This is a genomic window from Patescibacteria group bacterium (genome assembly GCA_028717685.1).
Classification (GTDB): Bacteria; Patescibacteriota; JAQUNI01; order JAQUNI01; family JAQUNI01; genus JAQUNI01.
Window position 1 is genome coordinate 130,892 of sequence record JAQUNI010000001.1, and the last position, 13,921, is coordinate 144,812.

12 protein-coding genes are annotated in these 13,921 nt (G+C 42.0%); all 12 read right to left on the reverse strand.

Annotation, left to right across the window (positions count from 1 at the left end; genetic code table 11):
• Window positions 1-217: 217 nt before the first annotated feature.
• Window positions 218-892, reverse strand: coding sequence for an HAD-IA family hydrolase (locus tag PHW01_00710; protein MDD5626525.1), 675 nt, complete (start codon window positions 890-892; stop codon window positions 218-220).
• A 17-nt stretch (window positions 893-909) separates the two neighbouring features.
• The gene (locus PHW01_00715) at window positions 910-2,682 is read right to left on the reverse strand and encodes a type IV secretion system DNA-binding domain-containing protein (GenBank protein ID MDD5626526.1); all 1,773 of its coding nucleotides are present in this window, start codon (window positions 2,680-2,682) and stop codon (window positions 910-912) included.
• Between the two features lie 99 nt (window positions 2,683-2,781).
• Window positions 2,782-4,092, reverse strand: coding sequence for a hypothetical protein (locus PHW01_00720; GenBank protein MDD5626527.1), 1,311 nt, complete (start codon window positions 4,090-4,092; stop codon window positions 2,782-2,784).
• A 384-nt stretch (window positions 4,093-4,476) separates the two neighbouring features.
• Entirely contained in the window at window positions 4,477-5,553 is a 1,077-nt protein-coding gene (locus PHW01_00725; protein ID MDD5626528.1) for an HTH domain-containing protein, read from the reverse strand.
• Window positions 5,554-5,706: 153 nt separating this feature from the next.
• Window positions 5,707-6,597 carry a protein translocase subunit SecF gene (gene secF, locus PHW01_00730; GenBank protein MDD5626529.1) on the reverse strand — a complete coding sequence of 297 codons (891 nt, stop codon included), beginning with the start codon at window positions 6,595-6,597 and terminating at the stop codon, window positions 5,707-5,709.
• Window positions 6,598-6,675: 78 nt separating this feature from the next.
• Window positions 6,676-8,145: a protein translocase subunit SecD gene (secD, locus tag PHW01_00735; GenBank protein MDD5626530.1), complete on the reverse strand. Its 1,470-nt coding sequence runs from the start codon at window positions 8,143-8,145 to the stop codon at window positions 6,676-6,678.
• Between the two features lie 45 nt (window positions 8,146-8,190).
• Window positions 8,191-8,634, reverse strand: a complete 444-nt coding sequence (locus PHW01_00740; protein MDD5626531.1) for an NUDIX domain-containing protein — start codon at window positions 8,632-8,634, stop codon at window positions 8,191-8,193.
• 72 nt (window positions 8,635-8,706) lie between these two features.
• Entirely contained in the window at window positions 8,707-9,408 is a 702-nt protein-coding gene (locus PHW01_00745; protein ID MDD5626532.1) for a hypothetical protein, read from the reverse strand.
• Window positions 9,398-9,829 carry an NUDIX hydrolase gene (locus PHW01_00750; GenBank protein MDD5626533.1) on the reverse strand — a complete coding sequence of 144 codons (432 nt, stop codon included), beginning with the start codon at window positions 9,827-9,829 and terminating at the stop codon, window positions 9,398-9,400. The genes PHW01_00745 and PHW01_00750 overlap by 11 nt, the downstream gene beginning before the upstream one ends.
• Window positions 9,830-10,061: 232 nt before the next feature.
• A complete protein-coding gene (locus PHW01_00755) occupies window positions 10,062-10,592 on the reverse strand; it encodes an HD domain-containing protein (GenBank protein MDD5626534.1) in 531 nt (176 codons plus the stop codon).
• Between the two features lie 59 nt (window positions 10,593-10,651).
• Complete coding sequence (secA, locus tag PHW01_00760) at window positions 10,652-13,324, reverse strand: preprotein translocase subunit SecA (GenBank protein ID MDD5626535.1); 2,673 nt, start codon at window positions 13,322-13,324, stop codon at window positions 10,652-10,654.
• Between the two features lie 199 nt (window positions 13,325-13,523).
• Window positions 13,524-13,883, reverse strand: coding sequence for a ribosome-associated translation inhibitor RaiA (gene raiA, locus PHW01_00765; protein MDD5626536.1), 360 nt, complete (start codon window positions 13,881-13,883; stop codon window positions 13,524-13,526).
• Window positions 13,884-13,921 lie beyond the last annotated feature (38 nt).

Sequence of the window (13,921 nt, forward strand, 5' to 3'; positions counted from 1 at the left end):
CTGAAGCGCAAGCGCTTGAGCGAGCGGGTATCCTTTTCACCCTCTCAGGTAACCACCCGTTAGAGTGGCAAAACCCTATAAAAAAACCTTATTTTTGAAACCATAAATGGTTAATTCCCTAAAACCTTAGTTCATTTTGAAATTTTACACTGTCTCGCTTTGTGAGATCTCGCGAAGCGATGATCATTTTACACTTTGATTTTTACATTTTGATTTTTTAACAGTTCCTCCCATACTTCTTTAACCACCGAGGCAAATCTTTAACTGACTTAACAATGTCTTGATCTAAAATACCGAGGGTTTTAAATTCTAGCCGGTCCATTAATCCCGATCGCACCCCGATAAATTTAATCTTACGACCGCGGCTTGCCTCTACGTCAAATCGCGTATCCCCCACGTAAATTATCTCACGAGCGAGGATTCCTTTTTTGCCTAAGATGGATAAAGCATTATCAAAAGCGCGCGGATCGGGTTTATGGAAAATAAGCTCTTCTTCTCCTTGGATAATTTCAAAATCATCCAGGGAGAAACCTTGCTGCACTAAAATATCCCGCACTGACTTTACATTACGGTTAGAAAGGACGCCCAAAATCATATTCTCTTTTTTAAGTTTTCTGATCACTTTATTTGCTCCCGGAATCTTGCCGTAGCGCCGCGGTTCTTTCTGATTATAGTCAATATAGGCTTGGCGGAAATCGGAAAAAGGAACATCTGGCCAAAATTTAGCAATAAAATCCTCCCATCCCAAGCCCCAATACTTTTCCAGCTCCCCACGAGAGGGTACTCTCCAGCCTCTTTCCGCTGCTACTTTCTGATGATAAACAACTCCACTTTTGGAATCAATTAGAGTGTCGTCGAAATCAAAAATAATTGCACGATATTTATAAGGCACAAATTTAAAATTAGAAATTATAATTTTATCGTCTCATCTTCATCAACCCTTTTGAAATCCGGCCGCCTATTCTCTTTTTTTACTCCGTTAGAGAAACCCGCCGATTTCAATCGGTGGTCATTATCATTTAAAACTGACGGCGGTTTAATCCTTCGACTAAAGGAGTCAGCGCGGACCGTTGAAAAATGAGATTCTTTAACCCCGGAATCCAATCTTGAATCCGAAGCGGAAAAAGATTGAGGTCTTTGTTTCAAGGCTTCACTCAAAGAAATGGGGGGAGGCACGCGCTTCGCCACTGGCTCAACCTCTCTTTGGGGCGGGAAATGTCGGCTGAAATTATCCCATGCCGGTTTTGATGGCGCCGCGGTTCTCGCGTCTATCCGTTTAAAATGCTCTTCTTGCGGATGTTGTTGCTGTTGCTTTTGCTGTTGCGGCCATGATCTTGCTCCCTCTCTTACTTGCGTTCCTCCTTGCGCCCCTCCACCATTTTTCCCTCCCTCCTCCATTCCGCTCCAACGGTTGATTTTTTCTTCCACGACCGCGCGAGGAGTAGCATATCTTTCTCGCGAGATCCGAGTGATCTTCTCCCTGGCTTCAGGATATTTGGGCGCTTCTTTCTCAATCGGCGGCAGAGTCATCGCGGAAAAAGCATCCGAAGCCACGCCATCAATCATTAGTTTTAGATAAATTTCAAACTTAGTTAAATTCACTAAGTCTAATTGGGTGAAAACTGGTTGAAATTCCGGCTCTAGAAATTCCGCATCCATCGCGCCGACGCGGAAACAAATAATCGTCCCCACATTCCCAAAAACAGCGTCGCGCACCTTTTCCTCCATCTGAGTAATATACTGGTGCGCCATAATTAAATTCAAGCGATATTTCCGCGCTTCAGACAGAATGTTCGCGAAAGAGTCTGTAGAAAAATTCTGGAATTCATCAATATAAAGATAAAAATCGTGGCGTTCCTCCTCTGGGATATCCGCCCGGCTCATTGCCGCGAGTTGAATCTTAGTAATCATCATCGCGCCGAGGAGTGCGCTGTTCTCTTCGCCCACTTTCCCTTTCGCAATATTCATCAATAGAATTTTACCATGGTCCATCACATCGCGAATATTTATACTGGATTGCGGCTGACCAATAATGTTTCTGATGAGAGAAGAGGATAAAAACTGCCCGACCTTATTTTGAATAGGAGAAATGGCTTCATTGCGGAAATTCTCGCTGTAATTGGCATATTCATTCACCCAAAAAGAGCGCACCACAGGGTCTTGAATTTTTTGGACTACCTTTCGCCGATATTCTTTATCTACCAGTATCCGCGTCACCCCCAAAAGAGTGGAGGAAGGATAATCAAGAAGAGCCAATATAGCATTGCGTAAAATATACTCTAATCGCGGTCCCCAGGAATCAGCCCAAATCTTTTTAAACACACCAACCAAGCCGTCAGCAATAAGATGTTTATAATGGGGTTCTACGCGTTCAAAAATATTAAAAGCAATCGGATAATCATAATCCGCCGGGTTGAAATATATGACATCGTTAATCCGCTGCGGCGGCACAAAATCCAACATTTTATCGGCAAACTGACCGTGAGGATCAACAATCGCTAAACCTCTGCCCCCTTGAATATCCGCGATGGCCATATTTTCCAATAATGTAGTTTTACCCATCCCTGTCTTGCCAATAACATAGATATGCCTCCGCCGATCATCCACTCTAATTCCAAATTTACGCTCCTGTCCACGGTAATTGGTTTTGGCAAAAGGGACTATTTCATTATCTTGGGACATTTTAATAAACCAAAAATTAGACTAATGTTGTTCAATTACTCAATTGTTCAAAATATTGATAAATATGACAATAAACAATTGAACAATGGAACAATTGATTTATACGGTGGGCAACCCTTTCGGCGGCGCTCCCTTCTTCACTTCAATTCTCTCCATAAGCGGCGCCTTCACTGTCGTCGTCGGGAAATGGAATAATGTCGCCAACTCCTCAATATTTAAAAAGTAACTTGTCCCATCAGAAAGAGAACGGTTTTTGTATTCACTCAAAACCTCTTTTTTCCGCCTATTTAATCTAGCCGTCGGGAACCAATAATGAGCGGAGGTCTTGCGAGAGAGCTGAAAAGAATTTAAATTGGTCGTGGCAAAGTGGGTAAAAGCCCCAACATAGGACAAACACCGAGACTTTAGAAGCGGTTTGTTATAGACGTCCTTGCGCATCAAATAAATCATCCGCACCTTGCAGCGGTAAGCCACCTTATTAAGATTCCTTTGGATCGCTTTTACGGTTTCCTGCTCTCCTGGCGACAAAAATTGCATCAAACTGGGCAAGCCCCCATTTTCTTCCTTAGCCTCGCTGGCAGTAAAAGTAGGGGGAGCGAAAGGCGCTTCTAATACCCCCTTCACTGCCACTTCTGTCCACTCATCTACAAAATCTTTTAAAAAACTTTTCTTTTTCGGCTCTTTAACGCCGATCATTTTTTTCACCAATTTTTCCCCTTCCTCCTTCCATGTATCATCGGTAGGTTGAATCATTATCTGCATCCACATCTGCTCCCCGGCATTAAGACTACTCATTACTTCCACCACGCCGGCTAAAGGATCTAATTTTGCCTCATCGTCCGCGGCTTGGGTGGCCATCTCAAAATCCACATAACTTTTAATTGGATAAGCGTCCTCACGAGCAAGAGTCATCTCCGTCCCCCATATTTCCCAGGGTGAATTAGGATCAACAATATCGGAAGGAATATCTTTTGTATAGTCTTCAACCTCTACTATTTCCGCTTCAGGGTACTGGGCGTAAACATGCGCCTCCACGAGCTCCCGGAATTGAACGGGGGTACGGATCACAAAATTCACATGGCCTTCAATACCCACGATTTCCAAAGAAAACCATTCCTGGATCTCGCCAAGCCAATATTTTTCTATCAAATCGCGGGGCGCTAAAACGCCGTGCAAACCCGCCATAATCTGCTCGGCGGCAAAAGGAGTGCGCAAATTCTCCGCAGGCACATTAATACTCAATAAAACGTACTCCATCTTACTCAAATATTGCCCCTGACGATAATAGACCCAAGAAATAAAAGCGATGATAAACAAAAACGGCGGTACAATAAACTGCCATAAGTTAGCAAAGACAACTTTAAGAATGCCAAAAATTTGGATAAAAGGTCCGAAAACGGATAAATCCATTTTTGTCTTGATTGGGTAAAAATTAACCTTGATTATATTATAACATCATCAAGACCAGAAGACAACCAACTTTTTGGAATCAGGAATAATGAATTTGGAATCAGGATGAATTCTCTTGCCCTCTCAACTGCTGACTCCATAGGGACAATCGCAGCTATGGAACCACGGACCAGCCCCAAGGGGCCGTAGAAGTTCTACGCTGGCTTAAGATGACTTCCAAGTATCCCGCGGGGCACCATCTTGCCTGCGCAGGCAAGATGCCCGCGACCCTCAAAATCTATAAATTACCTCATTTTAAATTCAAGACTTGAAAAACAAAAAAGATGACGGTAAAATAAAAAAACAGGTTTGAAGATAATTTAAACCTGTCTTTTAAAACACTTTTTATTTTAACTCCACCTCTCCTCTTTCGTCCCGCGCGAACAGCGAGGAATCCTGCAGATTCAGCAAAACCGTAGAACGCCGGACAATTCTCTGTTTTAAAACCAAATCTACCAGCTTCTCCCGCGACACTGGTTTTTTGGCCTTTTTTAAAATATCAACAATAATTTCTTTGACCGTGCCTTGCTTGTAGCCCCATTCAGCCAAGCCATAAATCCCGCGTCCCACTAAAACAAAACGCGGGTCTTTGATTAACTCATTATGCACCGTGGGGGCGTGCGCTTTCTTCTGACTTAATTGACTTTTATTAATTAAATCTGTGATTTGATGAAAGTGTAAAGGCTTTCCCTCTTTTTTTAAAACAATATAAGCCCGATCTTTCACGCCGCGGGGATTAATCTCTCCCCAGCCCGCTAAACCCCAATCCTGATAAGGGTTAGAAATCACTTTTTTAGAAATACCTAAATAATTTTCAATAATCTCCCGATCCAAATCGCTAGTTTCCATGGGAGCAGAATCTATCTTTTGGTATAGACTATCAAAAGTCACGGGTTCTCCCACTTTCCGCAAAACCTCTTTGGCTGTTTCAATAATTTCGTTAGTGCGCTTAAAAAATCCGCGTTTTATTGTCCAGGCGCGATTGTATTCGCTATTTTCTGAAAAATCAAAAAATTTATCCGATAAATTTAAAATAAATAAAACCAAACGACGATAAGTCGGATTGTTAAAATCATCACGGAGCAACTTTCTTAAGAGACTTTCTTCAGGAGCAATACCCCCCAAGCCATTAAGAGTGTTGGCAATCGCGGTCTCAATAGGTTCAATCTTTTTAATATCTGGATTCTCTTTGAGGCTCTTTAAGGTCGCAGCTTCAATTTGGCGTACCCTCTCACGCGTAATCCCATAATACTTACCAATAGCCTCTAGGGTTTGACCTTCCTCTCCGGAGAGACCAAAACGTCTTTTCACAATATCTTGGTTTTTTTCCGGAAAAGAAGCGAGTAAATCAAAAACCACCGCAGAAAGCTCCGCGCCTTGAATTTTCCCCCTATTTTCAGTTGTTTTGAGTCTTTTATTCATAAGGATTTGTTTATGACACTTATATCATATAATATCTAAAAAATTATGTCAAGAGAAGATATTAGCATAACTTAAAGAATAGGTCAAATTTTGGCTTAAATCAAAAACCCCTTGTCAAGGCAAAGGGGGTTAGACAGACGAAATAATGCGTATTTAAGCTCTTTTGCGCGAGAAATTATACCAAACTACCAAAAGCGGTGAAGCAATAAAAATAGAAGAATAAGTTCCAGTAATAATGCCAATAAGCATTGCCAGCATAAACCAATGGATAGAAGCGCCGCCAAAAAGGAAAAGCGCAAAAAGCACTAAGATTGCATTCATTCCCGTAACGAGCGACCGCGTCATCGTTTCATTGACACTCTTATTAACCAGAATCTCAAAGGGTTCATCCACTTTCAATTTGAGCCGTTCGCGAATGCGGTCAAAAATCACAATCGTATCATTTACAGAATACCCTAAAACCGTAAGCATCGCGGTGATAAAAAAACTGTCAATCGCAACACCTAAAAACTTGCCCAAAACAACAAAGACAGTAAGCATTACTAATAAATCATGGACTAAAGCCACAATCGCGACCACCCCAAAACGCCAGGACGAAACCGGTCGGCTTACTTTCCGAAAAGCCCAGGCAATATACAAAATGATCGCGATGGAAGATAAAACAATAGTTAGATAAGCTTTGCCTTTTATCTCCTCACCGATTGTAGGACCGATGGTTTCGTAACTAATCTCTTCCACATTACCAAACTTTTGTTTTAGACCGGCGAGGGCAATATCGTATTCTCCCTGCTCCAAACTGCGAAATTGGAGCATCTTATTACCTTCAGACTCACGCACGCTTACGTCTCCCAGATTGAGGGTCGGCCAAAATTCCCTAATCGCCGTATTGTCTATGCCGGCAGGAAATTTCAGCTCCCACAAAGTACCGCCCTTAAAATCAATACCCCAATTTATACCGAAAATAAAGAAAAGGATAATGCCAATCAGAGTGAGGGCACCGGAAAAAATAAAATAAAATTTTCTCTTGCCAATAATGTTGAACATATTTGAGTAATTGGTAATTGGTAATTGGTAATCAGTAATTAGTAATTTTTTTGGCCCTTCGGGCCAATAATTCCCTGATTACCGATTATCAAGCTTGATTCCAAATAACTTCCTTTTCACCAAACGATTCAAAATTAAAAATTGTAAAAAACTTCGGGTCACAACAACGGCAGTAAACATACTGACAACTACGCCTAAACCTAAGGTGACAGCAAAACCACGGATCACGCTAGATCCAAAATAGCCTAAAATCACACAGGTAATTAAGGTAGTGATATTGGAATCAAAGATAGAAGACCACGCGCGCTTGAAACCTTCATCACAAGCGACAAGGAGATTTTGACCACGGCGCAACTCCTCTTTCATTCGTTCAAAAATCAAAACATTGGCGTCCACAGCCATACCCACCGATATGATAAAGCCAGCGATACCCGCCAAGGTCAGGGTGACGGGAATAAGTTTAAAAATTGCTAAAGAAAGCAGAGCGTAAATCAATAGGGTGCATACAGCCAAAAAGCCTGGCAGACGATAATAAATCAGCATAAAAAGCGCGACAATAAGAAGCCCTAAAGCGCCCGCCGCCATACTTTCTTCTAATGATTTTTCACCCAAAGAAGCGCCAATGTTTTTCTGACCAATAAGCTTAATCGGTACAGGAAGAGCGCCCGAGTTCAAGCGTGTCGCAAGTTCCTTAGCCTCCTCGGTAGTGAATTTACCTGTGATCACCGCCTCGCCCGTGGTAATGGGCTCATTCACCCGCGGCGCGGAGATAATCTCGCCATCTAAATAAATCGCCACCTGTTTGCCCACGTTGCGCGTGGTAATTTCACTGAATAATTTTTTACCCTCGTCATTAAATTCCAAACCAATCACCGGTTCATTGGTATTGGGGTCAAATTGCACTGTCGCGTGTTGAAATTCCTTGCCGGTTAAATTGGTGGGAATAAAAGAGGTGAGTTCAGTATCCGGCTTAATCTCCTGACCCGGCATAATTTGAGCAAGGGCTTCCGGCGGCAAATCCGATGCTTTGAAAATCTGGGCTTCCCGAAACTCCAAATAAGGCGTCGCGCCAATCATCTGCACAGCGGCGTCAATGTCTTTGATGCCAGGAAGTTCCACAACGAGCCGCCATTCTTCACCGACTTTGGTCGTCTGCACAATGGGCTCCCCTACGCCATAAGCATTCACCCTTCTTTCAATGACATCGCGCGCTCCGGCAATGGCATCCTGGCGCCTTTCCTCTTTCACCTTGCTCAAATCCATCTGGTAAACCAAATGGGTTCCGCCTTGCAAATCTAAACCTAAATGCACCTTAATTTCGCGAAAAAATTTTCCGATTTTTAAATCAGGACCCTTAGGCCAATCTACAAGTCCCACCAAAAAAGTTAAAAGAAGAATAAATATAAAGCTGGACCACACCTTGCGCCGCGGGGAAGAATTCGCGAGAAAACGCAAAAAAACAAAGAAGCCGGATTTGACTTTCCGACCCAAATCTTTCAGAGCGTCCAAATCCGTGCGTTCAGGCTTTAAATTTGGGTTTAGAGACATAATATTTATTTCGCCTTACACTTCTTTATTTTACCAAAAGCGCAGTTATTTTCCAAGGGATAGATACATTTTCACCGCTTCTAAAAACCAGACTCCAAAATACTGCGTAAGCTCAATCGCCTTCAGGTCCAACCAATGGTAATCCTGATGCTCTCTGCTCACTTTAATTTCACCGTCCAAATATTCTCCTTCAAAAAATAAATAAAAAATATGGAATAACCCATCTGTTTTTAACACCTCGTGTCTCGCGTAGGCAACAGGTACAGGATGGACTTTAAAATTAACTATGCCGGTTTCTTCTGTGATTTCTCTTGCCAAAATATCCAAAATCGGCACTGCAAATTCTTCCTGATGGATCCTGCCGCCCGGAAAATCATAAAAGCCGGCAAAGGGACCATCATTGAACGATTTTAAAACAAGGACTTCGCCCTTCTTGTTTTTAAGGAAGGCTTTTAAAGATATTTGATAAAAATCTTTTTGGGATGGCATAAATTTATCTTCTTCGTTGTAGAGACGTTGCAATGCAACGTCTCTACCTAAAAAATTCTGCAAAACCACGCTCTATATAGATGTTGTAATATAAGGCCCCTGCAATGCATTATCTAAAAACCATCTAAAATCCTGAAAATTTTGATAAAGAAATGCTTTACCTCCTTTGTCTTGATATAAGTTCGTCACTTTCAAGGAATCATCAACCAATAAAGTGTTATTAATTTCTTCCCCCATTTTCGCGAGGGCAATATCAAAAAGCTTTCCCTTTTGGTCTTTTTTTAAATAGCCATAATCCGCGGAATTGATAATCACATCAAATAACTTATTCAGGCTGTGATTTTTCACCGTGATTTTGCTAAACACATCCATATTATCCGTGACCAAGCCTATTTTTCCCACCCTCTTTTTCAAGCCCGCGATATAGTCGCGCAACTCCTGATCTATTTTCATCAAGCGTACGCTCTTAACAAATAACCTTTCTAAAAGCGCTCCGTTAATGGCTGTATTTTTGGCAATGATATGGTTAATCTCCGCGGAATTTATTTTACCACGCATCCATTGCCCCACTAACTCCTGGCGGTCACCGAAAATATTCTCCTGAATCCAGGCATAAACTTCAGGGTATATTTTTTCCAAAGTCGCGCGATAAAAGCGGTCATAGCAAAGCACGCCGTCAAAGTCAAACAAAAGACTATGTGGATTGAACATAAAATTATCACCTGTTGTAGAGACAGGTTTTAAACCTGTCTCTACGGACGATCTAAACTCCATAATACATCTTAATGCAGCCATCTAAATCCGACACTAATTTCATATTTAAAGCATCCTGCGGCATCACCCACGCGTGTTCCCTGTGTTCACGGGGATTGATTTTAATAATGGGTTCAGAATCTAATTGGAAAGAAAATATATGATATACAAAATCGTAGTCAGGATATCTGACATAGACCTTATCAAAATAATCCAATTTTTCTGATGAAACCTCTAAACCTGTTTCTTCTTGAATTTCTCTCACCATCGCCTCCTGTTCACCCTCGCCTAGATGAATCTTGCCCGCGGGCACGCCCCATTTATTGCCTTCTAATTTATGACTATTGCGAAATAAAAGAAGAATTTTATCCTTAAATTCTACATAGCAACTCACCACTTTAAAACGGGGTTTAAAATTTGGGGGAGTTTTTATAAAAATCATATTGGGTGCGGAAATCTCTAGCTTAATTCAAAAATTGAACCAATGAGGTGATGACCACGTTGGCTCCATAGTCCCCGAAGGGGCTGTGGAGCCAACAAATCAATTTCATCACGACTTCGCCCGATAGCGCCTTGGTGCATTAATATTGTCCCTTCTGTAAAAATTACTATCGTCATATTTTTACTTCTCATGACACTTTTTGGTCTTCAGTAACCTACCGCAGGGATAATAATTAGTCCAAATCAATTTTTTCATAGACTTTTATCAAGTCTTTCCAAGATTCATATAAATCTTTAAGTTCGCTCTGAATTTCAGGAAAAATACCTAAATCTCTATAATCACGATCCATTTTCGCGTATGCCCTGAATTCACGCTTGCTTTTCTTATCATCTCTTGCCATATCAAGATACATAGGCTCTGTCATATGGCTTGCAGAGTCTATACAGGCAATAATTTTTGCCTCAAGGGAATTTGGCATAACATCGCGACATCTATGCGATCTGACACAATGCAAAACCTTATCAGTTTTGTCTTTTGGATAATTCTGTTTTTCCAAAAAACTTTTTGATCGTTCTTCACTTCTTATCGCATGGTCGATTTTTGTCGGTATAGGATAATGCCCAAGATCGTGTAACCAAACGCTTAGAAAAACTATCTCTTCGTCCGCTTCGGGATATTTTTCCAACACGTATCTTGCCCATCTTTCAACTTCGGGAACGTGAGGCAACAAACGGTATGGATCTGAACCAAATTTTTTAACCATTTGATAAAATTTCGCTTTTGCTTGCTCAATTATTTCAGATATAACATTTTAGTTATTTTTTATCTCCCGTGGCAATGCTTGTATTTTACCGGATGGCCATCGGGTTTTTTCGCTCCGCACGGGCAGGGGTCATTGCGACCGACTTTGGGCCGCGTTACTAGTGCGTTAACCTGCTCTCCTGATGCTTCTCTATTTGCGGGCTTGAATGGCGATTGCGCTTCCGGCTTCATTGCTTGAACATTTACTTTGGGCGCGTTCGGCATTAAAATACTCACTTTGAAAATCGTATTCGCAATATCGCTTCTAATCTTTTCTAAAAGTTTCTGGAACAATTCATAACCCTCGCGCTTGTATTCCACCAAAGGATCGCGCTGACCATAGGCTTGGAAACGCACGCCTTCCCGCAAATAATCCATCGTGTCTAAATGTTCGGTCCAAAGCGTGTCCATAATCCGCAGAGCCACGGCTTTTTCCACTTGGCGCATTCCCTCGGGCTTCAATGCCTGCTCCCTTTGAGTATAGTTCTGTTCGGCGATTTTGAATAAATATTCAATTATTTTAGTACGCGCCTCACTGCCCCCTCCCATAATGTCTTGCGCCATCTTTTCCAAAACAGCGCATAAATTCTCGCGGCTTATTCCTGACATTGTCTCCAAGGGTAAAAGCGCATACATACTCTCGCAGATTTCTTGAATATCCCAGTTATTTTCTTTGTCCCCCATGGTATGGTTCATTACAATCCCTTCTATCTCTTCTTCAATCATTTGAAGGATTGCTTTTTTTAAAGCCTCGCCATCATCTAAAATCTCTCTGCGTTTTTTATAAAAAACTTCTCTTTGTTTATTTAAAACGTCATCATATTCCACGAGATGTTTTCTGATGTCAAAGTTATTGCCTTCCACTTTGGATTGGGCAGATTCTATAGAACGGGTAAGAATCCGATTTTGAATCGGCTGGTCGGAGGGCAAACGCAAACGGTCCATCAGCATCTTAATCCGCTCTCCGCCAAAAATGCGCATTAAATCATCTTCCAAAGAAACAAAGAATTGCGAAGAGCCCGGATCACCTTGGCGACCAGACCTTCCCCGCAACTGATTATCAATCCGCCGCGCTTCGTGCCGTTCAGTGCCTAAAACATGCAAACCACCCAGCTCCTTCACTCTGATCCCAAGTTTGATATCCGTGCCGCGACCAGCCATATTGGTCGCGATCGTAACGCCGCCAGCTTCCCCTGCTTGCGCAATAATTTTCGCTTCCCGCTCGTGGTTTTTGGCATTTAAGATCTCATGGGGCACGCCTTCCCTTTCTAACATTCCAGAGAGGATTTCATTTTTCTCAATGGAAATCGTGCCGACAAGTACGGGCTGTCCGGCTTCGTGCCGTTTTTTAATTTCCTCCGCCACGGCCTTAAATTTTCCTTCCTCGGTTTTATATACCACATCCGGCAAGTCTAGCCGGATCATTGGTTTGTTAGTCGGAATAATCAGCACATCCAGATTATAAACCTTACTGAATTCTTCAGCGCTCGTCGCCGCGGTGCCCGTCATTCCAGCTAGTTTTTTATAAAGCCGAAAATAATTCTGGAAAGTAATCGTTCCCAAGGTCTTGCTTTCTCTCTGCACTACCACTCCCTCTTTTGCTTCAATCGCCTGGTGCAAACCTTCGGAATAACGGCGGCCCGGCATTAAACGCCCCGTAAACTGGTCCACAATAATCACTTCACCGTCTTTTGCCACATAATCGCGATCGCGCTTGAAAAGGGCGTGAGCGCGCAGGGCTTGCTCAATATGATGCACCGTGCTGATACCGCGCTCCTCATAGATATTCTTCACGCCCAAGATTTTTTCAAGTTTGCCGATCCCTTTTTCAGTCAAAGCCACGGCTTGCATTTTCTCGTCCACATTGTAATCTTCGTTCTCTTTCAAACGCGGCACAATTCGGGAAAATTCATAATATTTATCCGTGGACTCGGTGTCTGGCGCGGAAATAATTAAGGGCGTGCGCGCCTCATCAATCAAAATAGAGTCAATTTCGTCAACAATAGCATAACTAAGTTCTCGCTGCACCATTTGAGAACGCTCCCAGACCATATTATCTCGCAAATAATCAAAGCCAAACTCATTATTCGTGCCATAAGTAACATCGCAAGCATAAGCCTTAGCGCGGGTAACTTCCTCTAAATGAGAATTCACCGCGTCACCCATCTCTACTTGTTCACTAGCGCCGCGCTCCCCTCCCTTACCTTGGTATTGGAAGGCTTTTTCGTGTTGAACACAACCCACCGAGAGTCCAAGTAAATGATAAATCGACCCCATCCATTCGGTATCACGGCGCGCTAAATAATCATTCACCGTAATCACATGCACGCCTTTTCCAGTTAAAGCGTTCAGATAAACAGGCATTGTCGCGGATAAAGTCTTGCCTTCGCCAGTTTTTTGCTCTGCGATCCTGCCTTGATGCAAGACTATACCCGCTAAAATTTGCACGTCATAAGGCCGCTCCCCCAGACTGCGGCGGCTAGCCTCACGGCAAGCGGCAAAGGCTAAAGGGAGAAGAGTATCTAAATCTTCACCCGCTTTAATTTTCTTTTTCAACTTATCTGTAAAAACGGGGAAATCTTCATCTTTAAATTTTTTGAACTGCGGCTCTAAACGACTCACCTCATCAACTAATGGCTGCATTTTTTTTAAAACCTTATCGTTAGGGTCGCCGAAAAGTTTAGTGAGAAACATGGAAAAATTAATTTTTAATTTCTAATTTTAAATTTCTATTAAATCTTCAATTCTTTTAATCTTCAAACCTCAAATCTTCCTCAAGCTTTTAATCATACCAAATGCAACAAATCTTATTCTGTAAGAAGTTTAAAAATTGATTCATTAAAAATTTAATAGAAATTATAAATTGAAAATTAGAAATTTATTCTCTATCTGATTATTTACGCCAACGCCATATCTTCACCCACCTCTTCCAGCTTCTCTCCTCGCCGCGCTTTTTATCCCGCATCTTGGTTTTAAATTTGCGAATCTCTTGAATCATTTCCTCTCGGCAAATATCAATAGCGGCATACAGATCCTGGGCTTCTTCTTTGGTATAAAAACGATTGCCCCTTATTTCCAGCATCACTTCCGCGTAAAAAACATTGCCCTTGCGGTGACGTTTATTGAGCGCCACTTCTACCCGCGCCAGCTGAATATCATTCAAGAACTTAGCGAGAGACCCGATTTTTTCTTCAATATAACTCTTCATTTTCTCATCCAGATTTAAATTTTTCGCTCTGACTTTGATTTGCATAGACAAAAGTTAAAAGTTAAAAGTGAAAAGGTAAAAGT